The following is a 25,720-nucleotide window of genomic DNA, read 5'->3' on the forward strand; positions in this document are numbered from 1 at the left end:
CCCCGGGCGCTCACGCGATGCTCGACGCGGTCACCCAGCGGGTCATCGACGCGTTCTGCGATCGCTCGCTCCCGAAGTCGGAGTGGACACACGAGGCGCACCTTCGCGTGTGCTGGGCTGCGCTCGCGACGAGAACCACCAGCGAGACCGTCGAGTTCCTCCGCGGCGCGATCCGGTCGTACAACGAGTCGACCGGCGTCGAGAACACGACCACGTCGGGCTATCACGAAACACTCACTCGCTACTTCGTCGGAGCGGTCGCCAGCCTCCGCGCCGATGAGATCTCGGCGGTGCTCGACGCGCCGCGTTGTCAGACGAGCGCGCCGCTCGCCCACTGGTCACGCGAGTGCCTGTTCGGCTCCGATGCGCGCACCCGCTGGGTTGCACCCGACCTGGCGCCGACTCCGTTCGACGTCTGAGACGCGGAACCGCGATGGCGTGACGGTCAGAGGGTGAGGGCGTCGGCGAGCGCGTCGAGTTGCGCGGTACCCACGCCGATCGCACTCAGGAAGTCACGCACCGAACCGTGCTCGGTCCGGAGATCGAGCATGATCTGACGGATCGCCTCGGGCCGAGCGGCCAGCATGAACGACGGCGTCTCGCCCATCTGGTCTGCCATCTCCGGATGGTTCGCCAGCACCCAGGCCCGCATCCGGTCCATCGCTGCCGCGGTGAGGCCGTAGTCGGCCGCGACGATCTCCTCGTCGACGCCGAGGCCGGCGAGGATGAGCGCGGCCATGATGCCGGTGCGGTCCTTGCCGGCGGCGCAGTGGAACACGGCAGGCGCAGCCTGCGGGATCGCGAGCAGGCGGATGGCGTGGGCGAACCGATCGGCGCCCTTGGCGAGCATGTCGCGGTACGCCCAGACGAGGAAGTCGATACCGCCCTGCTCGTCGTCGGTGAACTCGGGCACTTCGTCCTGCATCCACGTGGCGTCGATGATCGGCAGGTGGTGGAACGCCACCGGGTGCTTCTCGACCGGGTACCGACCGTGCGAGTCGACCTCGCCCGACGAGCGGAGGTCGATGACCGTGCGAATGCCGAGGGCGTCCATGATGTCGAGGTCGTCGTCGGTGAGGCGGTACAGCCCGTCGGCGCGGAACAGCCGACCCCATCCGATGGTGCGACCGTCGCCGAGCTCGTAGCCACCGAGGTCACGGAAGTTGTGCACCGATTCGAACGACACGAGTCGGCGCGAGTCGTCGACGATCTCGGAGAGGGACAGAGCGGTCACGGATGACATGTCATCGAACGGTAACGAACGAGGTGTCTCCTGCAGGTGAACGGGCGGTGAAGCCGGTCCGGAGATCTGTCACACCGATCAGCTGTCGGGGTTGCGGAGTTCGTCGATCGGCGGATCCGACGCCGGGTCGGTGCGATGCACTGCACGGAACAACAGATGCACGGCGATCGGCAAGGTGAGCACCAGCGCGCACGACGCCAGCACCAGGCGAGCGGCCCCCGACCAGCCGAGTTCGATCGACGCCCCGATGGTGACGACGATGAACGCCACCGGGCTCGCCTTACCCGCGGCGTGCAGGCGGGCGTAAGGCGTCGAGAACTTGAGGAGCCCGATCCCCGCGAAGACGATCACGGCCACACCGAGCAGGATGAATGCCGACGACACGATGCTCACGTCGCCTCCCGATCGTCGTCGCCGTCGCGGGTGGTCTCCATGAACCGTGTCGAGGCGACCGTGGCGGTGAAGCCGATCACCGCGATCACGACCAGCAGGTTGAGCCAGGTGGTGTCGCCGCGATGAGCGCCGTCGATCGCGATGCCCGCCATCAGCGCGATCAACGCGAGATCGAGACCGAGGATCCGATCGGCGAGGCTCGGGCCGGTCAGGACGCGCCAGACGGCCGCCCCGCCGGCGAAGGCCAACCCGATCATCGAGACGATCAGGACGGGTTCGGCGAGACCGATCACGATGCGTCCCCCTGCGGGAGCGCTCGGCTGGCCACGTCGGCGAGCTGGCGGACGTGTGCTTCGACCGCGTCACGACGGTCGGCGTGGAGCACGTGGAGATAGAGCTTGCTCGCGTTCGACTCCGCAGCCACCACGGCCGTGCCGGGAGTGACCGTGATGACGACGAACAGCAACAGCAGGTGATGTTCACCGCCCGGCGGGAGATCGATGGCGATGATCGCCTCGTTGGTGTAGTCGGTCGGGGTCAACACCTCGCGGACCACGGTGACCGTCGAGCCGACCATGTCGACGAACACGAGCCAGATCAGATGCAGCATCGGGATGATACGGATGCCCCGGCCGACAGCCGAGCTCGAACCGAACAACAGCGCCACCGCGGCCACGGCGATGCCCGACAGCACGTTGGCCGCGCTCGCCGACCCCCACAGCGCACACCACGTCGCCACCAACGCGACCATCGTGACGGCCCGACGGATCGTGAAGACCGACCTCACGAGTCACCCGCTTCCAGAACCGTGTCTCCCAGAACGGTGTCGACGTACACGTCGCCGTCGAGCAACTCGGTCGCAGCGCGTTCGCTCATCGACCACAACGGTCCGGCGACCACGGCGATCGTGAGCGTGAGCGCCAGCGCCGCGCCGGTGGCTGCGAACATCAGCCGACCGGGCCCCGACCCGACGCGCTCCGGCAACGCGACCTCGGGATGGTCGTCACCCGAGCCCCAGAACACGCCCAACCAGATCTTGACCATCGACAACGACGTCAGCGCACTCGCCACGAGCGCGGCCACGACGATGATCGTCGACCCGTCGGCGACGCCCGCATCGAGCAGAGCCAGCTTGGCGACGAATCCGGAGAACGGTGGCAACCCGGCCAGACTCAGCGCCGGCAGCGCGAAGAGCGCTGCGATCCACGGGCGCTTGGCGATCAGGCCACCGGCGCGCTCGAGCGACGAGGTGCCACGCTCGGTCTCGACGAGCCCGCCGACGAGGAACAGCACGGTCTTCACCGGGATCTGGTGGACGATGAAGATGATCGCACCGGCGACACCCGCCACGGAGAAGAGCCCGAGTCCCATGAGCATGTAGCCGATCTGGCTGACGATGTGGAACGACAGGATGCGCTTCATGTCGTCTTGCGCGAGCGCACCGGCGACGCCGACGAGCATCGTGAAGCCGGCGATCACGAGGATGACCGGACCGAGTTGATCCATCTCGGTGAGCACGTGGAAGCGAATCATCACGTACACGCCGACCTTGGTCAGCAGCCCGGCGAACACCGCGGTGATCGTTGTCGGCGCGGTCGGGTAGCTGTCGGGCAGCCAGGAGAAGAGCGGGAACATGGCCGCCTTCGTCCCGAACACCACCAGGAACCACAGCCCGATCCCCCAGCGCACACCGTTCGAGAGTTCGGGGATCCGCTCGGCGAGTTCGGCCATGTTGACCGTGCCGGTCGCGGCGTAGACGAAGGCGACCCCGAAGAGGAACAGCGTCGACGCGAAGAGGTTGATGACGACGTACGTCATGCCCGATCGCACCTGGCCCGCCCGACCCTGATGCGTGAGCAGCACGTAGCTGGCCACGAGCATCAGCTCGAACGCGACGAACAACGTGAACAGGTCACCGGTCAGGATCGACAGCGTCACCCCGGCGGTGAGCACGAGCAGCATCGGGCCGACGATCGTCGGGTCGGCACCCGACGCGCTCCGTCGTTGCCCCATCGCGAACAGTTCGACGATCGTGATCGTCAGCACGGCAACGCCGAGCACCAACACCGCGAACATGTCGGCCACCAGCACGATGCCGAGCTGAGGCGCCCACTCCCCCACGCGCACCACGACCGTGTCGTTGGCCTCGACGTGCACCAGCAGCACGATCGCCATGACCGACGTGGCGGCGAGGCTGCCGAGCGTGATGACGTCACGCAGCCGTCCGACGGTCCGCAGACCGAGGGTGATCATGGCGCCGAGCAAGGGCACCACGACACAGAGCGACACCAGTGCACTCATCGGTCGTGCTCGTCCTGCGCGATGCGGCGGTCTTCGAGATCGTCTTCGACCAGGTCGTCGCCGCTGAGCTGATGCTGGCGGCGAGCGAGCGCCAGCAGGAACAACGTCAGACCGAACGAGATGACGATGGCGGTGAGCGACAGCGCCTGCGGCAGCGGGTTGGACGTGTCGGACGGCGACGAACGATCGGCGAGCGGCGGATCGCCCGCCGGGCCGGCCGCGGTGGTGAGCGCGAGCACGGCGGCGTGTCCGAGCAACGCGAAACCGAGCACGATCCGGCTCAGCACCCGCGAGGTCACCAGGTACGTGCCGACGCCGGTGAGCACGCCGACGACGAGGACCATCGTGAGGCTCACGAGGCCACCTCGCGTTCGTCGCGGCCCGACTCGGCGAGCTCGTCGGCGTCGAATGCATCGAGCAGCGCGACGACGAGGCCGATCACCACCAGCACCACGCCGATGTCGAACACCAGCGCCGAACCCACCTTGATCTTGCCGAGCAGCGCCAGCGTCGTCTCGAACGTGGCCTGGTCGAGCAGCGCATCACCGAACAGCATCGGAGCGATCGCGACCGACACACCGACGACACCGCCAGCGGCCAGGAACGGCGAGGAACGCTGCGGAATCGGCAGCCCCACCACCGCGCGCAACGCAATGACGGCTCCGAGCATCAGGCCGGCGGCGAAGCCACCTCCGGGCTGGTTGTGGCCGGCGAAGAACAGCATGATCGTCACGACCACGGCGAAGGGGCTCGCCATCTTCACGCCACTGCGGGCGATGAGCGATCGATCGGCGATCATGCGGCCTCCCGATCGTTCGAAGCGCTCCGTGCCAACGACACCATGCCGACCGCGACCGCGACGAGCACGACGATCTCGCCGAGCGTGTCGAGCGCGCGCATGTCGGTGAGGATCACGTTGACGACGTTGTTGCCCTTGCCGGTCGAGACCGCCTCGTCGGACAGTTCGGCGAGCGGCGGCTCACCCGACGGGCGCGACGCACTCGCGGCGAGCCCGACGCTCACCGCCGCGCCGATCAGCACCGAGACCGCGATCCGGGTCGACCGCCACGGGCCGCTCACCGCCGGGAACTCGGTACGGAGTCGGCCGAGTCCGACGACGAACCCGACGACGACCACCGTCTCGACGAGCAACTGCGTGAGCGCCAGGTCGGGCGCCCCTTCGACCACGAAGAGTCCGGCCACGCCGAAACCGATGGCACCGAGCCCGAAGGCAGCGGCGAGTCGGCCACGCACCATCACGGTGCCGAACGCGCCGACCACCACCAGCAGGCCGAGCACGCCCTGCATCGGGTGGTCCCACACGACGAGCACCTTCGGATCGATCTCGCCGGCGAACGGCAGGGCCGCCAGCCCCGCGACGAACACCCCGGTCACCATGTAGACCGGCAGCGAGCCGTGCTGGATACGCCCCGTGACCGAACGGGCGAGACGCAGAACTCCGTGAATCGTTGCGTCGACGGTGTCGGCGCCAAACGGCCGCGGCACGCGATCGACCACCCGCGCGAGCGGCAGCCCGACCAAAGTCCCGACAACGACGATCACGATCGACAACACGAACGCCGTGGTCAACCCGGGCCACCGGATCAGGGAGTAGACCTCGGCCTTCGGGTCGATGAGCACCGCGGCGTCGCGAACGATGTCGCCGACGTCGCCGAGGAACACGAAGCCCACGACGCTGGCCACGCCGAGCACGGCGGAGGTGACCGCCATCGGAGTCCGTCGATCGGCGACCGGCGTGGCCGGAAGCCTCGTCGAACCGAACGTGGCGAGGAGGAAACGCGCCGTGTACGCGACGGTCAGGATCGAGCCACCCACCACGCCGACGAGTACCACGACCCGTTCACCTCCGCTCAACCCGAGGCCGGCTTCGACCGCCGCCTCCTTGGCCGGGAAGCCGAGCAGCGGCGGCACGCCGGCCATCGACAGCGCCGAGACGAGCGCGACGCCGAAGGCGAGGGGCATCGACCGCCAGAGTCCCGACAGTTCGCGAACATCACGCGTGCCCGTCCGGACGTCGATCTCACCCACGACCATGAACAACGCCGCTTTGAACACGGCGTGCGCGACGAGGATCGACAACGCGGCGAAGGTCGCCTTCGCGGATCCGATCGAGAGCAGCGCGAACATCAGGCCCAGCTGCGACACCGTGCCCCACGCCAAGATGAGCTTGGCGTCGACGTGGCGCAGCGCGCCGATCGCTCCCCAGAGCATCGACGAGAAACCGAACGCGAGCCCGAGCGGCGTCCACGGCCCGGTGTCGGCGAGCGCGGGTTGCAGCAGCGCGAGCACGATGATGCCCGCCTTGACCATCGTGGCGGAGTGGAGGTAGGCGCTCACCGGCGTGGGTGCCGACATCGCCCCCGGCAACCACACGTGGAACGGGGTCTGCGCCGACTTGGTCGCAGCTGCGACGAGCACGAGCACGGCGGCGACGGTCGCTCCGGTTCCGGTCGACACCTCGAGGTCGCGCAGACGGGTCGACGCGCCGTCGGCGTACACGAGCAGACCGGCGAGCAGCGCGAGCCCGCCCGACGCGGTGATGAGGAGGGCACGCCGCGCGGCGACCCGAGCGGCGGGGTCGGCGTGCTTGTGGCCGACGAGCAGGAACGACGTGATCGAGGTGAGTTCCCAGAACACGAAGAGGGTCCAGACCGAGTCGGCCCAGACCAGTCCGAGCATCGCGGTCGAGAACGCGAGCAGCGTCGCTGCGAAGCGGCCGATCTCGCGGGTGGTCGACGAGAAGTAGCCGGCGGCGTAGACGAAGACCAACACGCCGATGCCCGACACGATGAACGACAACAGCGCCGACAGCGCGTCGACGCGGAACGCCAGGTCGAGGTCGAGCCCTTCGACCCACGTGAACGACGTGGTCGACGTGACCCCGCGTGTGAGGAGGCTGAGCGACCAGACCGCGGCGACCAGCGGCGCAGCGGCGGCGACGGCGAAGACACCTCGACCGAAGCGGTCGCGAGTGCCGATCAGGACGAGTGTGGCAACGAGATGAAGTGCGAGAACGCCAGGGATCACGTCGCTCCGCGGGCGGGCACCGTGGCCGCCCCGGGATCCACCGGGTGCAACAGACCATCGGTCACGTCGTACACGAATCCACTCACGTGATCTTTGTACTGGATGAACGGCGTCATGCGGACACGTTGCATCGATTGTCGGACGTCTTGGTACGGGTCGCTGAAGCTCTCAAGCGACCACCACGGCTTCACACCGAGCTCGATCTCGAGCTCGTCACGGAAGTCGGCCTCGTCGACCATCTGCAGACCGCAGTCGGTGTGGTGCACGAGGATGATCTCGCGGGTGCCGAGGAAACGCTGCGAGAGGCAGAGCGAGCGGATGACGTCGTCGGTGATCACACCACCGGCGTTGCGGATGATGTGCGATTCGCCGTTCTGCAGACCCATGACGGCGAACGCATCGATTCGTGCGTCCATGCACGTGACGATCGCCAGCTTGCGGCCGGGTCGGACCGGGATCCCGGCACCCGAGAAGTCGCTCGCGTACTCGGCGTTGGCCTGCATCACATCGTCGACGGAGGGAACGAACGTGGCGTCATCAGTCGTCATGGGCTGAGTATGCAAGTTCCAATAGATACTTTGCAACGAATATGTTGTGTGGCAGGGATCACGATGTCGAGCTCGAAACGAACACATTCGAATGACTACGATCTGCAGGCGATGTTGACCGACCCGCAACTCGAGAAGCCGGCGTGGACGTTTCTCACCAACCACGCTCACGTCCTGCTCGCGATCAGCCGCGATCCCGAGCTACGTCAGCGCGACATCGCGCACGTCGTCGGCATCACACCTGGCGCGGTCGTCCGGATCCTCCACGATCTCGAGGAGCACGGATACGTCACCGCCGAACGCGTCGGGCGACGGAATCGCTATCAGATCAACCGTGACGTCAAGCTCCGACACCCGCTCGAGTCCGAGCACGTGATCGGCGACCTCATCACGACGTTGGTCGATTGAGGGCGTCGCGTTCGTCGCGATCGAGTTCGTCGATGCCGTCCTGCGGCACGTTCATCCGGAGGTGAACCGCGCGAGCAGCGACGTGCGTGGCGACCGGTGAGGTGAGCAGCTGCAAGATCGCCACCAGCGCGAGCGTGCCGACGGCCGTGCCGGTGCGGATCCGCAGCGCGGCACCGACCGCCACCAGCACCAGCCCCAGCGTCGGGCTCTTCGCTGCGGCATGCATGCGTGAGTAGGCGTCGGGGAAACGGTGGATGCCGATCCCGGCGAGCAGCGCGAACAGCGAGCCGAGGATCATCAGGAGGTCGCCGATGGTGTCGAGCGCCTCCATCACCCACCTCGCCGTTCGATGAAGCGGGCGAGCACCGCGGTGCCGACGAATCCGCCGAGCGCCACGACCAGCACCGTGCTCTCGATCACGCCGGTGCCCGGCCGAGCCGAGGCCACCGTCACCCCGATCACGATCGTCGACACGAAGCCGTCGACCGAGATGACGCGGTCGGGCAACGCCGGACCGCGCAGCAGGCGGGCGATGAACAGCAGACCGGCGAGCGAGGTGATGACCAGCGCAGCGGTGTTCATGATCGTTCTCCGTTCTGACGTCGCGCGGCCCTCGCCGAGTCGAGCAGTGCCTCGTGGTCGTCGACCTGCTTCGCGGCGAGTGCGTAGTCGCTGGGGTTGCCGAAGGCGCGTAGCGCGAGTGCTTCGAGGCGCAACACGTCGTGGCGAACCGCTTCGATGTCACGCGTGTACATGCCGTGGATGTAGAGCACGACGCTGTCTTCTTCACCGTCGTCGATGCCGTCGCCGTCGACGTCCCACCGTTTGATGTCGATGGTCATCGTGCCCGGCGTGAGGGTGATGGAGTTGGCCACCAGGTTGATGACCGCCTCGGAACCGCCACGCATCGGCACCGCGATGATGCCGGTGTGTGTGGAGATGCCCGGCGTGAGGATCTCGTAGGCGAGTCGCACGTTGGAGTCGATGAGCTTCCAGGCCAGCACGAGCACGTACCACGCCGCCCACTGCGGACGGAAGTAGGTGGTCTTGAGCGAGGCGGCATCGAGACGAGCGAACAACACGACGGCGACGGCGACGGCGAGACCTCCGGCCACGTTGGCCCAGGTGATCGACCCCCAGAGCGCGATCCACAACACCGTGAGCCACAGCATCATCGCCGGGATGCGAAGTGCCGATTGCATCAGCGATCAACTCCCAACACGGCGTCGATGTAGACCGAGGGGTTCATCAGATCGGAGCCGGCGCGCTCGGCCAACTCGTACATCGGCCCGGCGAACACGACGAACGCGACCGACAGCGCGACGGTGATGCCCGTTGCGAACACCATCACGCCCGGACCCCCGGCATGCGGATCGGGCGCGACCGGAGCGGCCTCGGGCTCGCCCCAGAACATGCCCGCCCAGATCTTGGTCATCGAGAACAGGGTCAGCAGGCTGACCACGAGCGCCACGGTGACGATCCACCACTGCTGCGACCCGACGCCGGCGTCGACGAGCGCGAACTTGCCGGCGAAACCGGACGACGGCGGGAGCCCCGCCAACGACAGCGCCGGCACGGCGAAGAACACGGCGATGATCGGCGCGCTGCGCGCGATGCCACCGGCCTTCGAGATGCGGCTCTGCCCGGCGTGACGGTCGATCAGTCCGGCGACCAGGAAGAGGTTGGTCTTCACGAGGATCGTCTGGACGATGTAGAACACCACGGCCGTGATGCCGGCGATCGTGAACAGCCCGAGACCGAAGATCATGTAGCCGATCTGGCTGATGATGTGGAAGGTGAGCGCACGCTTGAGGTCGTCTTGCGCGAGGGCACCGAGCACGCCGATCAACATGGTGAGCCCGGCGATGATCAGCAGCATCGTGCCCTGCTGACTGTCGATGGGGAACAGCAGCGTCTGTGTACGGATGATGGCGTACACGCCGACCTTGGTGAGCAGCCCGGCGAAGATCGCGGTGACCGGACCCGGTGCGGTCGGGTAGCTGTCGGGCAGCCAGAAGAACAGCGGGAAGAGTCCGGCCTTGATGCCGAACACGAAGATGAGCAGGAGCGAGAATCCGGCCCGCACGCCACTGGAGAGTTCGGGGATGCGCAGCGCGAGGTCGGCCATGTTGACCGTGCCGGTTGCGGCGTAGAGCAGCGCCAGCGCCGCGATGAACATCGACGACGCGACGAGGCTGATGACCACGTAGGTCATGCCCGCGCGCACCTGGTCGGGGCGCCCGCCGAGCGTGAGCAGCACGTAGCTCGCGGCGAGCATCATCTCGAACGCGACGAACAGGTTGAACATGTCGCCGGTGATGAAGCTGGCCGACACACCGGCCGCCAAGACCAGGTAGATCGGATGGAACGCGGGATGGTCGCGCTCGACGCCTCGCTGACCGACGGCGTACAGCAACACGACGAGCAGCATCACCGACGACGTGAGCACCATGATCGCCGAGAGTCGGTCGACGACGAACGTGATGCCGAGCGGCGCCGGCCACGCACCGGCGTCCATCGTCACGACCGACTCGTCGTCGACGTGGATCAACAGGGCGACGGCCACGCCGACCACGGAGGTGAGCGAGAGGAGCGCGATGGCGCGCTGCACCACGCGGAAGCGAGCGAACATCACGGTCAGGGCCGCCGCGAACAGCGGGATCACGATCGGCAGCGGGACGAGCACGTCGCTCACGACTCACTCCCCTCGTCCAGGTCGCCGGCCGAGTCGGACTCTCGTTCGAGCTGGGCGGTCTCGAGGTCGACCACGTCGCTGTCGACGCGACGTGCCGCAGCGATCAGACGGTCTTCGAGGTCGTCGGCCACGACGTCGTCGTTGGTGAGCTGCCAACTGCGGTACGCCATGGCGAGGAGGAACGCGGTGACACCGAACGTGATGACGATGGCGGTCAGCGCGAGCGCCTGCGGCAGCGGGTCGGCGAACTCCTTCTTGTCGCCCTTGCCGATGAGTGGCGGCAGTCCGGCGCCGCCGCCCGACGTGAGGAGCAGGATGTTGGTGCCGTGGCCGATGAGGCCGAGACCGATCACGATGCGGGTGAGGCGACGCTGCAACAGCAGCCAGGTGCCGAGACCGAACAGTGCCGCCGACGTGAACGCGAGGAGGATGGTCATGACGGCATCCCCCCATCATCGGTAGCCCCGCCGGCCCCATCGGCCGCTGCCTCGGCGTCGCCGTCGCCGTCGTCGTCGTCGAGCCACATGCTCGCCGGAGCATGCTGCGACAGTGGCCGGTACTCCTCGCGGACCGTCGTGGCTGGAGGCCGCAGCGGTTCGATCATCTCGAGTTCGTCGTCGAGGTCGTCGCCGAACGCTTCGAAGATCATCAGCACGAGCCCGATCACGATGAAGTACACACCGACGTCGAACGGAAGCGCCGAGGTGGCCTTGACCTCACCGAGCAGCGGCGGATGCGCTTTGAAGGTGCCGTGTTCGAGGATCGACCCGCCGAGCAGCATCGGGAAGATGGCGGTGCCGACCGACATCGCCAGGCCGCCACCGAGCACGGTCCACGGCTCGAGCCGGAACGAGCGCCGCACGGCGGTGACCCCGCCCGACACGTAGCGCAGCGAGATCGCCGCCGCCGCGGTGAGACCGCCGACGAACCCACCACCGGGCTGGTTGTGACCGGAGAACAGGAAGTACAGCGACAGCACGATGATCGACGGATAGAGCAACCGCACCGACACGTCGAGCACGAGGAGGCGCCTCACGACGACACCGCCTCTTCCGCGGGCGCAACAACCGACTCGTCGTCGTCACGACCGCGACCCGAGCGAGCGAGCGCGAACGCACCGACAGCGGCGACGAGCAACACCGTGATCTCACCCATCGTGTCGACGCCGCGGAAGTCGACCAGGATGACGTTGACAACGTTCTTGCCTTCGCCGTCGGGCTTCGAGCGTTCGATCATCTCGACCGACACCGACTCCTGCGGCACATCGGACCGGGCCTGCGTCGACACGATCGCGAACACGAAGATCGCACATGCGACGAGCACCGACACCGCCAGACGCACCGGGCGGACGACCGCCGGAGCGAGGTCGACGAACCGACTCGGCAGGAACCGCAGCACGAGCACGAACAGCACGGTGCCGAGCGTCTCGATCGCGAACTGCGTGAGCGCGAGGTCGGGCGCCCCCTGCGCCTCGTACAGACCGGCCATGGCGAACCCGACGGCGCTCAGCATCACGACCGCGGCCATCCGACGACGGATGAGCGTGGCACCGATCGCGGCACCGAGGATGACCGCCACGAGCGGCACGTGGATCGGACGCTCGACGAACTCCGGCAACGAGTCGAGTTCGCCGAGCATCGGGATGACCGGCACGGTGACGACCGTCGCCAGGATGACGAGGAGGTACACCGGCAACGAACCCGACTGGATGTAGCGGGTGACACGGTTGGCGACGGTGTCGATCGAACGCACCGTGGCCTCGAATCCGTCGTCGGTCGACGGCATCTTGCGGAGCGGTGCGGCGAGCTTGGCCTGCACGTTCGCGACCGGGCCGCGCAGTGCGGTGAGCGCCGCACCGGTGGCGATGATGACGAGTGACAACACGAAGGCGGTGTTGAACCCGGCCCACAGCTTCACGGTCGACGGCGAGGCGTGCGGATCGAGCGCGAGTGTGGCGGTCTTGGTGAGGTCGCTGATGAGCATCGGCAACAGTCCGAGCACGACCGTGGCGGCGGTGAGCACCATCGCCGGACCCGAGAACACGAGCGGCGGCGCGTGGACGGTGCGGCTCGTGACCGGCTCGTCGGCGCTGCCGAAGTACCCGAACACACCGAGCACGTAGCGAGCCGAGTAGGCGAACGTGAGGATCGAGCCGACGACGATCACCACGAGCACCGCCGTCGCTCCCGTGAACTCGCCGTACTCGAGGTAGGTGTCGATGCCCTTCTCCTTGGCGACGAAGCCCAGGAGCGGTGGCAGACCAGCCATCGAGGCCGCGCCGATCACGGCCATCACCTTGACCGGCATCCAGCCGGCACCGAAGCCGTGCAGCTCGCGGATGTCGCGCGTGCCGGCCTCGTGGTCGATGATGCCGACGAGCATGAACAGCGTCGCCTTGAAGGCCCCGTGTGCGAGCAGCAGCACCACACCGGCTTGCGCGATCTTGTACTCGCCCGTGCCGAGCAGCAGCATCATGAAGCCGAGCTGGCTCACCGTGCCGTAGGCGAGCAACAGCTTGAGGTCGTGTTGGCGGAGCGCTCGCAGCCCGCCGACGATCATCGTGACGCTGCCGACGACGAGCACCAGCACTCGCCACTGGCCGAGCCCGGCGAGGATCGGCGACAGACGTGCGACGAGGTACACACCGGCCTTGACCATGGTGGCCGAGTGCAGGTAGGCGCTGACCGGCGTGGGCGCCACCATCGCGCCCGGCAACCAACTGCCGAACGGAGCCTGTGCCGACTTGGTGAACGCGCCGAGCAGCACGAGGATCAGACCGGCCGACACGGCACCGCCCGACGGCGGCGATTCGAGCATCTCGGAGATGCGGTAGGTCCCGGCGCTCTGCCCGAGGATGATCAGCCCGGCCAGCAGCGCGAGCCCGCCGGCGCCGGTGATGAAGATGGCTTGGAGCGCGGCGGCACGCGCCCGTGGGTTGGTGTCGTCGTTGCCGATCAGCAGGTAGCTGGTGATCGACGTGAGTTCCCAGGCGATGAACAACGCGATCAGGTGATCGGCCCAGACCACGCCGAGCATCGACGCGGCGAAGATCGTCATCAGCCCGGCGAGGCGAGCCTGGCCGGGCGCGATGTGCGAGAAGTAGCCGTAGGCGTAGACGCAGACGAGCAGGCCGATGCCCGACACGAGCAGCGTCATGACGAGCGCGAACGCGTCGAAGCGGAGGTCGAGGTTCAGCCCGAGCTGGCTGATCCAGCCGACCGACTGGGTGACGGGGACGCCCGACCCGGCCACGTCGCCCGCTGCGCCGTTGCCGACCACGTCGCTCCACTGCGTTGCCGCCCAGACCACCGTGACCGCAGGAGCGAGCGCGGCGACAGCGAACGCGCGACGGCCGAACCTGTCGCCCGAGACGAGGATCGACACGCCGATCAGCAGGTGGAAGAGGAGCAGCACGAACATGACGGCGAAGCAGCCAGGATACGGCGCGGGCTCGTGGAACGAGGTGCCGAGCGCGATCCCCCGACCGTCCGACTGCTCGACGTCGGGAGCGGTCCCCGTTTTTCACAAGTTACCTACCGGTAGGTAACATCTGTCCATGAGCGCGACAGTGAACATCCCGTCTGGCACGATCAACTCGGTCGGCATCCTCGGCTCCGGCATCATGGGCGCCGGCCTCGTCGAGGTCGCAGCCCGCTCCGGACGAACGGTCACACTGCGATCGCGCACGCAGGAAGGCGCCGATGCAGCGATCGCCAAGCTCACCAAGGGCCTCGAGCGGCAGGTCGAGAAAGGACGTCTCGAGGCGGACGAACGCGACGCCATCCTCGGCCGGATCACGGCGACCGACGACATGAACGACCTCGCCGACTGTGACCTCATCCTCGAGTCGGTGGTCGAAGACCTCGACATCAAGAAGGACCTGTTCCGCTCCCTCGATCAGATCGCCAAGCCGGGCGCGCTGTTGGCCACCAACACGTCGACGCTGCCGATCGTCGAACTGGCGATGGTGACCGACCGGCCGGAGGCCGTGTGTGGCATCCACTTCTTCAACCCGGCCCCGATGATGAAGCTGGTCGAGGTGATCCGTCCGATCACCGCTGCCGACGACACGGTGAAGGCAGCGCTCGTCTTCGCCGAGTCGTGCGGCAAGGACGCCGTCGAGGTCGTCGATCGCGCCGGCTTCATCGTCAACGCCCTCCTCTTCCCCTATCTCAACAACGCGGTGAAGATGTGGGAGCAGGGCACGGCCTCCATCGAAGCGATCGATCTGGCGATGCAGGGCGGCTGCAACTTCCCGATGGGCCCGTTCGCGCTGCTCGACCTCGTCGGCCTCGACACCTCGGTGTCGATCCTCGAAGCGCTGTACGACGAGTTCCGCGACCCCAACTTCGCTCCCGCCACCACGATGAAGCGCATGGTGGTGGCTGGGCACCTAGGCCGCAAGACGGGGCGCGGTTTCCGCACATACTGAGGTTGCGTCGTCACTCTGGGTGGAAAATCCTCAGATTTCTGTTCATATGTGTCCCGCAAGTTGACATCTCTCGCTTTTCGCTGATGTGCTGGGAGCGTGCACCACGCTTCGGCCACGACCCAGCCACCCTGGTCGCGTTACATGATGCCGAGCCCCGCCGAGGCCGAACCGGGTAACGACCTGGTCGCCATCGGCGCCGACCTCGAACCCGGCACGCTCTTGCGCGCGTACGCCACCGGCCTGTTCCCCATGCCGATCGACCCGGGCAAACGTCGGAGCAAGATCGCCTGGTACTCACCCGACCCGCGCGGCATCATCCCACTCGACCAACTCCGCGTGAGCAAGTCGCTGCGACGCAGCATGCGGCGCTACGAGGTACGCCTCGACACCGCGTTCGCCGAGGTCGTCGCCGCATGCGCCGATCCGACGCGTGACGGCCGCTGGATCACCCACGAGATCGAAGCCGCCTACTGCCGGCTGCACGAGCTCGGCTGGGCACACTCGGTCGAGGTGTACGACGACGAGCAACTCGTCGGCGGGCTCTACGGCGTGCGCTACAACGGGCTCTTCGCCGGCGAATCGATGTTCCACCAGGCGACCGATGCGTCGAAGGTCGCGCTCGTCTGGCTCGTCGACTGGATGCGCTCCACCGACGGCACGTTGCTCGACGTCCAGTGGCTCACGCCGCATCTCGAATCGCTCGGTGCGATCGCCGTGCCGCGCAGCGAGTACCTCCGCTTGCTCGACGACGCCATCTGAGCGAACCGGCCGGTTCGCAACGTTCGGGCGCCACCCGCCGGCGTCGAAAAGCACGAAGAGCGGCGGGCTGATGCCCACCGCTCTTCGCAGTCCGTCGCCGGTCGGATCCGCCATCCGACCGGCGTGGTTCCCGCCAAAGGGAAACCTTGCCCCGAGAGCGACCGGAGAGGGGGAGTATCCGGGCGCTTCGGGAGACTTTTTCGTTGTCCCGCCCCGTCGTGCGGGACACTTAGTGATTCGGCGCATGCGTCACGAACTTGAGGATTTGTTTCCCGGCTTGCGAGACTCACTACATGACGAGCCCCGATCGCCCGCGTGACCGCCCCTGGATGATGCGGACCTACTCCGGTCACTCCACCGCCGCGGCATCGAACGAGCTGTATCGAACGAACCTGTCGAAGGGCCAGACCGGCCTGTCGATCGCCTTCGACCTGCCGACGCAGACGGGCTACGACGCCGACGACCCGATGTCGCGCGGCGAGGTCGGCAAGGTCGGTGTGCCCGTCGCGCACATCGGCGACATGCGGACGCTGCTCGACCAGATTCCCCCCGGGAAGATGAACACGTCGATGACGATCAACGCGACGGCCGCGTGGTTGCTCGCCCTCTACGTGGCCAACGCCGAGGAGCAGGGCGTCGAGCCGGGCGAACTCCGCGGGACGACACAGAACGACATCGTCAAGGAGTACCTGTCGCGCGGTACCTACATCTTCCCGCCGGCCGAGTCGCGACGGTTGATCGTCGACATGGTGGCCTGGTGCGCCGACAACGCGCCCAAGTGGAACCCGATGAACGTCTGCTCGTACCACCTCCAGGAGGTCGGTGCGACGCCGGTTCAGGAGATCGCCTACTCGTTCGCCACGGCGATCGGCGTGCTCGACGCCGTGCGTGACTCCGGTCAGGTGTCCGACGAGAAGTTCTCGCAGGTGTTCGGCTCGATCTCGTTCTTCGTCAACGCCGGGATCCGGTTCGTCGAAGAGATCTGCAAGCTCCGGGCGATGACCGAGATGTGGGAGCAGATCGGACGCGAGCGCTACGGCGTGACCGACGAGAAGGCGCTGCGTTTCCGCTACGGCGTGCAGGTCAACTCGTTGGGCCTCACCGAAGCACAGCCCGAGAACAACGTGCAGCGCATCGTGCTCGAGATGCTCGCCGTCACGCTCTCGAAGAAGGCCCGTGCTCGATCGGTCCAGCTGCCCGCGTGGAACGAAGCGCTCGGCTTGCCCCGTCCCTGGGATCAGCAGTGGTCGCTGCGCATGCAGCAGGTGCTCGCGTTCGAGACCGACCTCCTCGAGTACGGCGACCTGTTCGACGGCTCGCACGTCGTCGAAGCCCGCACCGCCGAACTCGCCGCCGAAGCACAGGCCGAACTCGACGACGTGCTCGCCCAGGGCGGCGCGTTCGACGCCGTCGAGGTGCTCAAGTCGCGTCTCGTGTCGTCGATGGCGGCGCGTGCCCGCCGGATCGAGGGCGGCGAGCAGACCGTGGTCGGCGTCAACGACTTCATCGAGACCGCCGAGTCACCGCTCGGCGGCGAGAACAACATCCTCAAGGTCGATCACGGCGTCGAACAACAGGCGATCGACCAGCTCGCGGCGTGGCGCTCCCAACGAGACCAGCAGGCGGTCGACGACGCGCTCGCCGAACTGCGTCGCGCCACCGCTGAGGGCGACAACGTCATGCCCGCCTCGATCGCGCTCGCCAAAGCCGGCGGCACCACCGGCGAGTGGGGCACCGTCATGCGCGAGGTGCTCGGCGAGTACCGCGGGCCGACCGGCGTCGGCGGTGCCCCGGGCAGCGCGGCCGGGCTCGGCGACGTCGCCGACTTCGTCAAGTCGATCGCCGGTGGGCCGCCCAAGTTCCTGGTCGCCAAGCCCGGCCTCGACGGCCACTCGTCGGGCGCTGAGCAGATCGCGGTCGCCGCTCGTGACTCCGGCATGGAGGTCGTGTACTCCGGTATCCGCCTCTCCCCCGAGCAGATCGCCGCGTCGGCACGAGACGAGGATCCCGATGTGATCGGTCTGTCGATCCTGTCCGGGTCACACCTGCAGTTGGTTCCCGACGTGCTCCGTCATCTGGAGGAGATGGGCGTCGACACGCCGGTCGTCGTCGGCGGCATCATCCCCGAAGACGACCGACCGCGCCTCGCCGACATCGGCATCGCCCGGGTGTACACGCCGAAAGACTTCGAGATCGCCAAGATCATGCGCGACATCGCCGAGCTCGCCGTCGAACACCGCACCCGCCCCTGACCGCCCGCTTTGTCTCAGAGACAAACCGTCCGGGGCGTGGGCTGGCCGGGGCGAACACGGCAGACTGTTGGGCGTGCCCACCACCGTCGAACCCGTCCAGGTCCAAGAACCTGACCTCGACGACGAGGTGGCGACCGACCGACCGTGGATCGTGCTCGTCTGGAACGACCCGATCAACCTGATGAGCTACGTCACCTACGTGTTCCAGAAGCTCTTCGGTCATTCGCTCGAGAAAGCCACCGAGCTGATGCTCGACGTGCACCACAAGGGTCGCGCCGTCGTCGCGTCCGGCAACCGCGAGGAGTGCGAGATGCACGTGTTCCGCCTGCACGAACACAGCCTGTGGGCCACGATGGAACACGACCAGTGACGGCCCTCGATGCATGAGCGACGAGGCTGACATGGTCCGCCGCTTCAAGCCGCCGATCTACGCCGAGACCAAACACGGCGATCGTCGCTGGTGCCTCAACCTCGGCGACGAGGAGCAGGCACTCATCGCGCGCATGCTCTCCGAGCTCCGGGCGTTGCTCACCTCTGCCGACGACGACCCCGACGCTCCGGTCGCACCGATGCTGCAGCGCCTGTTCCCGCCCGCCTTTCTCGACGACGAGGAGAAGGAAGCCGAGTATCAGCGACTGATGCGCGAGGAGCTCGTGACGAGCCGCGTCGTCCAGATCGATGCGGTCACCGAGATGCTCGGCCCCGATGCGCCGAAGCACCTCGACGAAGGAAACGTCATCGCGCTGATGCAGTCGATCAACGCGGTGCGCGTCGTCCTCGGCACGCTGCTCGACATCGGCGAAGACGACGAGATCGACCCCGGCGACGAAGCCACGCCCGAGCACCAGCTCTACGGATTCCTGTCGTGGCTCCTCGACTGGACGGTCAAGTCGCTCGGTTGAACAGGTGCGTGGCGATGTCGTCGAGCGCGGCGATGTCGTGGATGTCGCGTTGCAGCAACGGAAGCAGCGCCACGGGTGACGGTTCGGTCGCTTCGACGAGCGGCGCCAGCGCGGCGAGTTCGGCCTCGCGGATGGCGTCGAGTTCGCGCAGGTTGGCGACGAGTGCAGTGGTGACCGGATCGTCGGTCGACAGCGCGTCGATGTCGACGTCGCCGGCGAAGTCGGGGTGGACGCGGTTGACGATCACGGCGGCGACGCCGACCTCCTGACGGCGCAGCTGATCGGCGAACCACGTCGCCTCGGCGATCGTGTCGTGCCGCGGTGATGCCACCACGACGAACGACGTGCGCTCGGCGCGCAGCAGTTCGATCACCTCGTCGGCCCGCTCGCGGAAGCCCGACTCCATGCCGGCGAACGCCTGGAAGAACGCGAGCGCATCGGTGAGCACGTCGGAACCGACGACCTTGCCGATCGCCTTGAAGATCGGTTGGGCGGCGACGCCGAGGAACTTGAGTCCACCACGCGTCGGGAGCATCGCCAGCTTGAACACCCGATGATCGAGGAACCGTGACAACACCCCGGGAGCGTCGAGGAAATCGAGCGCGTTGCGACTCGGAGGCGTGTCGACGATGACCAGATCGAAGCGCTCGTCGTTGTGCAACGCGTGCAGCGTCTCGGCGGCCATGTACTCCTGCGTACCGCTCATCGCGCCCGCCATGTTGCGGTAGAACGGATTGGCGAGGATGCGCTCGACCTGCTCGGCGTCGTCGGCATGCGTGCGCACCAGTCCGTCGAACGTCGCTGCCGTGTCGAGCATCATCGCCCACAGCTCGCCCGTGGCGGCCTCGACCCGCTGGGGTTCGGACGAGAGGCCCGATTCGAGGCCCAGGGCGTCGGCGAGCCGCCGAGCCGGATCGATCGTGACGACCACGACCCGCCGTCCCTCGCGGGCAGCTTCCAGGCCGAGCACCGCAGCCGTCGTCGTCTTGCCGACGCCGCCCGAGCCACAGCAGACCACGACGTCGGACCCTGCGATGACGTCGGTGATGCTCGCCATTCAGATCACCTCGCCGTCGTGCAGCGCCGTGGCGAGCGCATCGATGTGGTCGGCGGTCAGGCCGGCGACCGGGACTGCGGCGATGTGGATCTGGCCGAGCGGGAGCCGCTCCGCGAGGTCGGCGAGCGCCTCGGCTTCCATCTCGCGGCGGGACCTGCGGAACTCAGCAGCGGCGCGCAGCGCGTCGTCGACATCGGCAGGGATCTCGTCGGGAAGCGGCGTACCCGCATCGACCGAATTGACCACGACCGGGGCGATCCCGATGCCCACCACCTCTTCCAGCGAGAACGCCGTTTCGACCGTTTCGTTGACCGGCGTCGTCTCGGGCAGCGTCACCAACACGGCCCCGCAACGGTCGGGGTCGCCGAGCAGTTCGAGCACGTCGTCGGCCTGGCTCTTGACCGGGCCGCCGCGGGCGGCGTCGGAGAGTGCCGAGGCCGATGTGAGAAACGTCACCGCGTGCCCGGCGGCGGGTCCGTCGACCACGATCAGGTCGTACTCACCCGATCGTTCGAACTGCTTGATCTTGCCGAGCACCACGATGTCGTCGATGCCGGGAGCAGCGGTGCCGACCATGTCGATCACACCCGTCTTGTTCAGGCGTTTCGCGATCCGCTTGAAGCCGTGGTCGTACAGATACTCCTCGAGCGCCTCGGGGGCCGAGAGATGCACGATCTCGATCTGCTGGTCGGGACGGCTCGGAAGCAACTCGTCGAGCGTGGGTTTGCCATCGAGTTCGACGACGAGCACGCGAGCCCCCGACATGGCTGTCGCACGGGCGAGAACGGCCGTTACCGTGGTCTTTCCAACTCCGCCCTTCCCCGCGACCACGACCACGTTGGTAGCGGTCAACGACTGCAGCGGACTTTCGCTTCCAGGAGGCACCTTATGCGCAGACTAGCGATCACCGTGCTCGCATCCTTGGCCGCCCTGTCATTGTTCGGCTCGCCTGCGGGTGCTCAGTCCGACGACACCGAACCCGATCTGTCGGTCGACGTGTTGCAGGTGAGTGGTCTGTTCGACGACATCCTCGTCGACTCGGTCAACGACGCGATCGAGCGGGCCGACGACGACGGCGCGCAGGCGCTCATCCTCCAGATCAACTCGCGCGGCACCGTGGTGAGCGACGACGTGATCGAACAGTTGCTCGTCGACGTCGCCGAGGCTCCGGTCCCGGTCGCCATCTGGGTCGGCCCGAACGGCGCTCGCCTGTACGGCACCGCCGCGCAACTGCTCACCGTGGTCGACGCCAGCGGCATGGCACCGGGCGCTCGCGTCGGCTACGCCGGGGTGCCGCTCACCCCGACCGGCGCATCCGGCCCGATCGACGCCGGATTCGACGGCGCGGCGCAAGACGCACTGCGCAACGGGTCGCTCGGACTGTCGGAAGCTCGCGCGCTCGACATCTTCACCGAGATCAACGACGAAGGCGTCCCGACCATCACCAGCATGGTCCAGGTGCTCGACGGCCGTGAGCTCGACGGCAACGTGGTCGAGACGACCGAGTTCGTCGTGCTCGAGAACGGTCAAGGCCGCAACGACACCACCGCCACCGTGCGCTTCGCCAAGCTCGACCTGGTGCAGCAGCTGTTCCACACCGTGGCCAGCCCGCCGGTTGCGTACCTGTTCCTGCTCACCGGTCTCGCGTTGTTGATCTTCGAGTTCTACACCGCCGGCGTCGGCCTGGCCGGCGTGATCGGTGCGGTGTGCGTGGTGCTGGCCTGCACCGGGCTCGCCGTGCTCCCCACGCGCACGTGGGCACTGGTCGTGCTCATCGGCGCCATGGTCGCGTTCGCGATCGACGTCCAGGTGGGCATACCGAGGTTCTGGACCGGTGTCGGCATCGTCGGCACCATCATCTCGAGCCTGTTCCTGTTCGAGAGTCTGCCCGGCAACTCGCTACGCCCATCGTGGATCGCGCTCCTCACGGGCATCGGCGGCATCACGCTGACGTTCATCGTCGGCATGCCCAACATGGTTCGCACGCGCTTCGCCACTCCCACGATCGGTCGTGAATGGATGATCGGTGAAGAGGGCAAGGTCATCACCGACGTCGATCCCGACGGTGTCGTCGAGGTCGGCGAGGGGCGCTGGCGTGCGCGCACCAACCGTGCCACGCCGGTCGTCGCCGGAGACGTCGTGCGCGTCGCGGCGATCGACGGCGTCACCCTCGAAGTCGAGCCACTCGAAGGCGCCGCCAAGGACTACCGCGAAATGCGCAAGAAGGACGACGCCGAATCGGCGCCCGCCGAGTCCTGACAACGCCTCAGCCATTTCCTCTTGACGGGTGAGGATCGCGCCACCTAGCGTGACGGTCTCACCGACAGGCGGAGGAACCGACATGACCAGTTTGGCGAGACCTGATCGAAGCGGATGGCAGTCGAGTGCTGCCTGCCAAGGTCAGATGGGCGTTGCCTTCTACCCACCCGTGAGCTCCGAGCGCCGCAAGAGCCGCTCGTCACGAGAAGCCCAGGCCAAGCGCGTTTGTGCCAGCTGCCCCGTCAGCTCCGACTGCCTCGACCATGCGATCGCTGTCGGCGAGCGGTACGGCATCTGGGGCGGCCTCACCTCCGCCGAACGCAAGCACCTGCACAACTGAGTCGGCGGCCCCCTGCGGGCGTCAGCGGCTCGGGAGTCGGGGTCCGGCGATCCTGACGTCGTCACGCCGCCGGGTCACGCCGCGCTTGTCGAGCTCCGCCACGAGCGGCAGCGCGAATTTTCGACTCGCTCCCGTGGCGTCGCGGAACTGTGCCACGGTGAATCCGTCGGCGTGCTCGGCGAGCAGGTCGGCAGCCACCTCGGCCGCCTCGTCGATCGTCGCCGCGTGGAACACGATGCCGTCGTTCTGCACCACGTGCCCTCGGCGAGTCATCTCGCGGAGGTCGTTGCGGTCGATGTCGGCCGCCGACGGCGGAGCGAAGCGACCGGCACGCAACTCGGCCAGGAACGGGTGATCCTCGTACGGGTCGACCGCATCGGCGGGCAGCACCAGGCCGGCGTCGACCACGATGTCGTCGACCGTGTCGATCGCCGCGCGTTCACGCTCGTCGAACGCAGCGATGTCGATGCCGGCCGGCCCCGCGTCGGCGACGCGTGCCATCACCGACTCGACGGTGGCGGCGAGCGCCTCGGGAGTGGTGACCCAGTCGCCGAGCGTCGGTTCGACACGCTCTCCCGTGAGCAGTTCGAGTTGATCGACCGTGACCCACTCGCGCTCTCTGACCACTCGCTCGATCGTGCGATCGGGAGCGGCTCGTGACGCGCGCAGGACGGGGTCGACGTCGAGGATCTCGCCACCGCCGACCGTTTCGTCGCGTCCCGACTCGCGCAGGATGAAGCGGTCGCCGGGAAGCAGCGGCAGCGCCTCGGGCAGGAAGAGGCGAATCGCACCGGAGGTGCCGGGCAGGAGCGCTTCGGATCCGAGCACGCGCATCTTCACCGCGTGCTCGCCCGCACCGAGATACGCCACGTACGCGCCACGGCGAGACACCTCGTGGTCGAGCGACGCGAGCACGTCGAGCGACGCGTCGAAACGGTCGGTGAGATGCCAACGATCGGGTTCGACCACGGCGTGGCCCCGCGCCAGTTCGGCGTGATCGACACCGCTGAGGTTGACCGCGACGCGATTGCCCGGTCCGATCTGGTCGACGGTGCGGCCGGCGGTCTGGATGCTGCGGATTCTCGCCGTGCGCTGACCCGGCTCGATCCGGACGTTCTCGTCGGCGTGCAGCGCGCCACCCACCAGCGTGCCGGTCGCCACGGTTCCCGATCCCTTCGCCGCGAACACGCGGTCGATCCAGAGTCGCGGACGACCGCGGTCGAGCGCTCCCCCACTCCGTTCGACCAGGTCGTCGATCGCGGCGCGCATCTCGTCGAGCCCGACACCGGCCGTGGCCGCGACCGGGATCACCGGCGCACCGTCGAGGAACGTGCCGTCGACACGGTCGGAGACGTCCATCTGGGCGATCTCCAGGATGTCGTCGTCGACGAGGTCGGTCTTGGTCAACGCGATGATGCCGTGGCGGATGCCGAGCAACTCGAGGATGCGGAGGTGTTCCTCCGACTGCGGCTTCCAGCCCTCGGTGGCGGCGACGACGAAGACGCACGCGTGCACCCCGCCGACCCCGGCGAGCATGTTGCGCAAGAACTTCACGTGTCCGGGCACGTCGATGAAACTGAGTTCGGTTCCCGACGGCAGCGTCGTGTGCGCGAAGCCCAGGTCGATCGTGAGGCCGCGCCGCTTCTCCTCGTCGAAACGGTCGGGGTCGGTGCCGGTGAGGGCGAGCACCAACGACGACTTGCCGTGGTCGACGTGACCGGCGGTGGCGATGACCGTCATGTCGGCCCGCTCACGATGCGGCGGCCAACGCCTCGGCGAGCGCAGCGACGACGATGCCGTGGTCGCCCGGCTCGACAGCACGGAGGTCGAGGAAGGTCTGTTGGTCGCGGGAGCGGGCGATGACGGGCGTGCTGTACCGGCGCAGCGAGCGCAGATGGTCGCCGTCGACGACGAGCCCGACCGACGGCATCGTGACGCCGGGCGCCGAGCCGGCTCCGGGCAGTGCCGCCATCGGCTCGATGCGAACGTTCGACACGTCGATGCCTCGCTCGGCCAGCATCGCGACGATCGATTCGGCGTCGGCTTGCAGCGACGCGGGCGACCGGTCGACCATGCGCCAGAACGCGATGTCGGTCGCGGCCCGCTTGTCGAGATAGGTCAGCGCGGTGTCTTGCAGCGCACGCAGCACGAGACCGCCAGGGCGGAGCGCTCGGGCCAGCGGATGGCGTTTGCACCGTCCGACCAGTTCGGCTGATCCGGCGATGATCCCGGCCTGTGGGCCGCCGAGGAGTTTGTCGCCCGAGAACGTGATGATGTCGGCGCCGTCGGCGATCGCCTGCACCGCTGCGGGTTCCCCGGCGAGCCATGCCGGCGGCGCACCGTTGAGCCAGGGAACGTTCGCATCGAGCAACCCACTGCCGATGTCGGCCATGACCGGAACGTCGAGCGTCGCCAGCTCGGCGATCGTGGTCTCCTCGACGAAGCCGTCGACGCGGTAGTTGCTCGGATGGACCTTCATCACCATGGCCACGTCGGTGTCGGCCCGGGCGATCGCCTGCTCGTAGTCGGAGCGCCGCGTGCGGTTGGTGGTGCCGACGTCGACGAGCCGGCAGCCCGACTGAGCCATCACCTCGGGCACGCGGAACGATCCGCCGATCTCGACGCTCTCGCCCCGACTCACCGGCACGTCGCGGCCGGCCGCGAGCGCCGCGAGCACGAGGAGTACGGCGGCGGCGTTGTTGTTGACCACCATCGCATCTTCCGCACCACAGAGCTTGGCGAAGAGCTGTCCGACGGCGGTCTGGCGCGAACCTCGCTCGCCGGTCGACAGGTCGAACTCGACCGTTTGCGCGTGCGCCGACTGCCGGTGAGCGAGCGGCGCCCTGCCGAGGTTGGTGTGCAGCAGCACGCCGGTGGCGTTGACCACGTCGGTGAGCAGCGAACGGCTGAATGCGTCGGCTCTCGCCGGAGCGCTGTCGACGTCGCCGGCATCGATGGCGGCTCGGGCGATCTCGACCAGGATCGGGTGGGGCAGCCCCGTCGTCTTCAACGACCGAGCGAGCGTGTCCACCGACGGTGGACGTTGCGGGGCGGTCATGGCTGTTCCCGCTTCGTCATCACGT

The 25,720-nt window shown here is 67.6% G+C and carries 29 protein-coding genes; 9 read left to right on the plus strand and 20 right to left on the minus strand.

From position 1 onward, the window contains the following. Positions 1 to 17: 17 nt before the first annotated feature. Positions 18 to 419 carry a hypothetical protein gene (locus tag YM304_RS19010; protein ID WP_015443355.1) on the plus strand — a complete coding sequence of 134 codons (402 nt, stop codon included), beginning with the start codon at positions 18 to 20 and terminating at the stop codon, positions 417 to 419. Between the two features lie 26 nt (positions 420 to 445). On the opposite strand, the gene YM304_RS19015 is transcribed toward YM304_RS19010, so the two are convergent. The 9 genes from YM304_RS19015 to YM304_RS19050 form a co-directional block, all read right to left on the minus strand. Beyond that, the gene (locus YM304_RS19015; protein ID WP_162142118.1) at positions 446 to 1,234 is read right to left on the minus strand and encodes a tyrosine-protein phosphatase; all 789 of its coding nucleotides are present in this window, start codon (positions 1,232 to 1,234) and stop codon (positions 446 to 448) included. An 87-nt stretch (positions 1,235 to 1,321) separates the two neighbouring features. After that, on the minus strand, positions 1,322 to 1,636 hold the full coding sequence (locus YM304_RS19020) for a cation:proton antiporter (RefSeq protein WP_015443357.1): 315 nt from the start codon (positions 1,634 to 1,636) through the stop codon (positions 1,322 to 1,324). Beyond that, positions 1,633 to 1,929: a monovalent cation/H+ antiporter complex subunit F gene (locus YM304_RS19025; protein WP_015443358.1), complete on the minus strand. Its 297-nt coding sequence runs from the start codon at positions 1,927 to 1,929 to the stop codon at positions 1,633 to 1,635. Before YM304_RS19025 ends, YM304_RS19020 begins: the two co-directional genes overlap by 4 nt. Then, a complete protein-coding gene (locus YM304_RS19030) occupies positions 1,926 to 2,423 on the minus strand; it encodes a Na+/H+ antiporter subunit E (protein ID WP_015443359.1) in 498 nt (165 codons plus the stop codon). Before YM304_RS19030 ends, YM304_RS19025 begins: the two co-directional genes overlap by 4 nt. Continuing rightward, a complete protein-coding gene (locus tag YM304_RS19035; protein ID WP_015443360.1) occupies positions 2,420 to 3,937 on the minus strand; it encodes a proton-conducting transporter transmembrane domain-containing protein in 1,518 nt (505 codons plus the stop codon). Before YM304_RS19035 ends, YM304_RS19030 begins: the two co-directional genes overlap by 4 nt. Further along, complete coding sequence (locus YM304_RS19040) at positions 3,934 to 4,293, minus strand: NADH-quinone oxidoreductase subunit K (protein ID WP_015443361.1); 360 nt, start codon at positions 4,291 to 4,293, stop codon at positions 3,934 to 3,936. Before YM304_RS19040 ends, YM304_RS19035 begins: the two co-directional genes overlap by 4 nt. Then, the gene (locus YM304_RS23155) at positions 4,290 to 4,736 is read right to left on the minus strand and encodes an MnhB domain-containing protein (protein ID WP_015443362.1); all 447 of its coding nucleotides are present in this window, start codon (positions 4,734 to 4,736) and stop codon (positions 4,290 to 4,292) included. The genes YM304_RS19040 and YM304_RS23155 overlap by 4 nt, the downstream gene beginning before the upstream one ends. Further along, complete coding sequence (gene mbhE / locus YM304_RS19045; protein WP_015443363.1) at positions 4,733 to 6,985, minus strand: hydrogen gas-evolving membrane-bound hydrogenase subunit E; 2,253 nt, start codon at positions 6,983 to 6,985, stop codon at positions 4,733 to 4,735. The genes YM304_RS23155 and mbhE (YM304_RS19045) overlap by 4 nt, the downstream gene beginning before the upstream one ends. Beyond that, a complete protein-coding gene (locus YM304_RS19050; RefSeq protein WP_015443364.1) occupies positions 6,982 to 7,533 on the minus strand; it encodes a beta-class carbonic anhydrase in 552 nt (183 codons plus the stop codon). Before YM304_RS19050 ends, mbhE (YM304_RS19045) begins: the two co-directional genes overlap by 4 nt. Before the next feature lie 111 nt (positions 7,534 to 7,644). On the opposite strand from YM304_RS19050, the gene YM304_RS19055 reads away from it, so the two are divergent. Continuing rightward, on the plus strand, positions 7,645 to 7,941 hold the full coding sequence (locus YM304_RS19055) for a helix-turn-helix transcriptional regulator (protein ID WP_015443365.1): 297 nt from the start codon (positions 7,645 to 7,647) through the stop codon (positions 7,939 to 7,941). On the opposite strand, the gene mnhG is transcribed toward YM304_RS19055, so the two are convergent. The 7 genes from mnhG to mbhE (YM304_RS19090) are packed head-to-tail and all read right to left on the minus strand — an operon-like array spanning position 7,922 to position 14,056. Continuing rightward, positions 7,922 to 8,272 (minus strand): monovalent cation/H(+) antiporter subunit G, encoded by a 351-nt coding sequence (gene mnhG, locus YM304_RS19060; protein WP_041298448.1) that lies wholly within the window; start codon positions 8,270 to 8,272, stop codon positions 7,922 to 7,924. The genes YM304_RS19055 and mnhG overlap by 20 nt on opposite strands. After that, on the minus strand, positions 8,272 to 8,523 hold the full coding sequence (locus tag YM304_RS19065) for a monovalent cation/H+ antiporter complex subunit F (RefSeq protein ID WP_015443367.1): 252 nt from the start codon (positions 8,521 to 8,523) through the stop codon (positions 8,272 to 8,274). The genes mnhG and YM304_RS19065 overlap by 1 nt, the downstream gene beginning before the upstream one ends. Continuing rightward, positions 8,520 to 9,143, minus strand: a complete 624-nt coding sequence (locus tag YM304_RS19070) for a Na+/H+ antiporter subunit E (protein ID WP_015443368.1) — start codon at positions 9,141 to 9,143, stop codon at positions 8,520 to 8,522. The genes YM304_RS19065 and YM304_RS19070 overlap by 4 nt, the downstream gene beginning before the upstream one ends. After that, complete coding sequence (locus YM304_RS19075) at positions 9,143 to 10,636, minus strand: Na+/H+ antiporter subunit D (protein ID WP_015443369.1); 1,494 nt, start codon at positions 10,634 to 10,636, stop codon at positions 9,143 to 9,145. Before YM304_RS19075 ends, YM304_RS19070 begins: the two co-directional genes overlap by 1 nt. Next, positions 10,633 to 11,073 (minus strand): Na(+)/H(+) antiporter subunit C, encoded by a 441-nt coding sequence (locus tag YM304_RS19080; RefSeq protein ID WP_015443370.1) that lies wholly within the window; start codon positions 11,071 to 11,073, stop codon positions 10,633 to 10,635. Before YM304_RS19080 ends, YM304_RS19075 begins: the two co-directional genes overlap by 4 nt. Further along, positions 11,070 to 11,672 (minus strand): MnhB domain-containing protein, encoded by a 603-nt coding sequence (locus tag YM304_RS19085; protein ID WP_015443371.1) that lies wholly within the window; start codon positions 11,670 to 11,672, stop codon positions 11,070 to 11,072. The genes YM304_RS19080 and YM304_RS19085 overlap by 4 nt, the downstream gene beginning before the upstream one ends. Continuing rightward, entirely contained in the window at positions 11,669 to 14,056 is a 2,388-nt protein-coding gene (gene mbhE / locus YM304_RS19090; RefSeq protein WP_015443372.1) for a hydrogen gas-evolving membrane-bound hydrogenase subunit E, read from the minus strand. Before mbhE (YM304_RS19090) ends, YM304_RS19085 begins: the two co-directional genes overlap by 4 nt. A 136-nt stretch (positions 14,057 to 14,192) precedes the next feature. Here mbhE (YM304_RS19090) and YM304_RS19095 point away from each other — a divergent pair, with 136 nt between their 5' ends. From YM304_RS19095 to YM304_RS19115, 5 genes are all read left to right on the plus strand, one after another. Continuing rightward, positions 14,193 to 15,068: a 3-hydroxyacyl-CoA dehydrogenase family protein gene (locus YM304_RS19095; protein WP_015443373.1), complete on the plus strand. Its 876-nt coding sequence runs from the start codon at positions 14,193 to 14,195 to the stop codon at positions 15,066 to 15,068. A 141-nt stretch (positions 15,069 to 15,209) separates the two neighbouring features. Beyond that, positions 15,210 to 15,827, plus strand: coding sequence for a leucyl/phenylalanyl-tRNA--protein transferase (aat, locus tag YM304_RS19100; protein ID WP_015443374.1), 618 nt, complete (start codon positions 15,210 to 15,212; stop codon positions 15,825 to 15,827). Between the two features lie 293 nt (positions 15,828 to 16,120). Next, entirely contained in the window at positions 16,121 to 18,079 is a 1,959-nt protein-coding gene (locus YM304_RS19105; protein WP_015443375.1) for a protein meaA, read from the plus strand. A 73-nt stretch (positions 18,080 to 18,152) separates the two neighbouring features. Further along, complete coding sequence (gene clpS / locus YM304_RS19110; RefSeq protein ID WP_015443376.1) at positions 18,153 to 18,449, plus strand: ATP-dependent Clp protease adapter ClpS; 297 nt, start codon at positions 18,153 to 18,155, stop codon at positions 18,447 to 18,449. Between the two features lie 13 nt (positions 18,450 to 18,462). Further along, positions 18,463 to 18,981, plus strand: a complete 519-nt coding sequence (locus YM304_RS19115) for a DUF2017 family protein (RefSeq protein ID WP_015443377.1) — start codon at positions 18,463 to 18,465, stop codon at positions 18,979 to 18,981. Here the strand turns inward: YM304_RS19115 and YM304_RS19120 are convergent. Both YM304_RS19120 and YM304_RS23160 read right to left on the minus strand, forming a co-directional pair. Next, the gene (locus tag YM304_RS19120; protein WP_015443378.1) at positions 18,965 to 20,038 is read right to left on the minus strand and encodes an ArsA family ATPase; all 1,074 of its coding nucleotides are present in this window, start codon (positions 20,036 to 20,038) and stop codon (positions 18,965 to 18,967) included. The genes YM304_RS19115 and YM304_RS19120 overlap by 17 nt on opposite strands. Beyond that, positions 20,039 to 20,869 carry an ArsA family ATPase gene (locus YM304_RS23160; RefSeq protein WP_162142119.1) on the minus strand — a complete coding sequence of 277 codons (831 nt, stop codon included), beginning with the start codon at positions 20,867 to 20,869 and terminating at the stop codon, positions 20,039 to 20,041. A 78-nt stretch (positions 20,870 to 20,947) separates the two neighbouring features. Here YM304_RS23160 and YM304_RS19130 point away from each other — a divergent pair, with 78 nt between their 5' ends. Continuing rightward, entirely contained in the window at positions 20,948 to 22,297 is a 1,350-nt protein-coding gene (locus YM304_RS19130; protein WP_154723556.1) for an NfeD family protein, read from the plus strand. Positions 22,298 to 22,379: 82 nt separating this feature from the next. Next, positions 22,380 to 22,637 carry a WhiB family transcriptional regulator gene (locus YM304_RS19135; protein WP_015443381.1) on the plus strand — a complete coding sequence of 86 codons (258 nt, stop codon included), beginning with the start codon at positions 22,380 to 22,382 and terminating at the stop codon, positions 22,635 to 22,637. Between the two features lie 21 nt (positions 22,638 to 22,658). On the opposite strand, the gene selB is transcribed toward YM304_RS19135, so the two are convergent. After that, positions 22,659 to 24,377: a selenocysteine-specific translation elongation factor gene (gene selB / locus YM304_RS23165; RefSeq protein ID WP_015443382.1), complete on the minus strand. Its 1,719-nt coding sequence runs from the start codon at positions 24,375 to 24,377 to the stop codon at positions 22,659 to 22,661. A gap of 10 nt (positions 24,378 to 24,387) precedes the next feature. Next, positions 24,388 to 25,695 carry an L-seryl-tRNA(Sec) selenium transferase gene (gene selA / locus YM304_RS19145; RefSeq protein WP_015443383.1) on the minus strand — a complete coding sequence of 436 codons (1,308 nt, stop codon included), beginning with the start codon at positions 25,693 to 25,695 and terminating at the stop codon, positions 24,388 to 24,390. Between the last annotated feature and the right edge of the window lie 25 nt (positions 25,696 to 25,720).

This window comes from Ilumatobacter coccineus YM16-304 (assembly GCF_000348785.1).
In the GTDB taxonomy this organism is placed as follows: Bacteria; Actinomycetota; Acidimicrobiia; order Acidimicrobiales; family Ilumatobacteraceae; genus Ilumatobacter_A; species Ilumatobacter_A coccineus.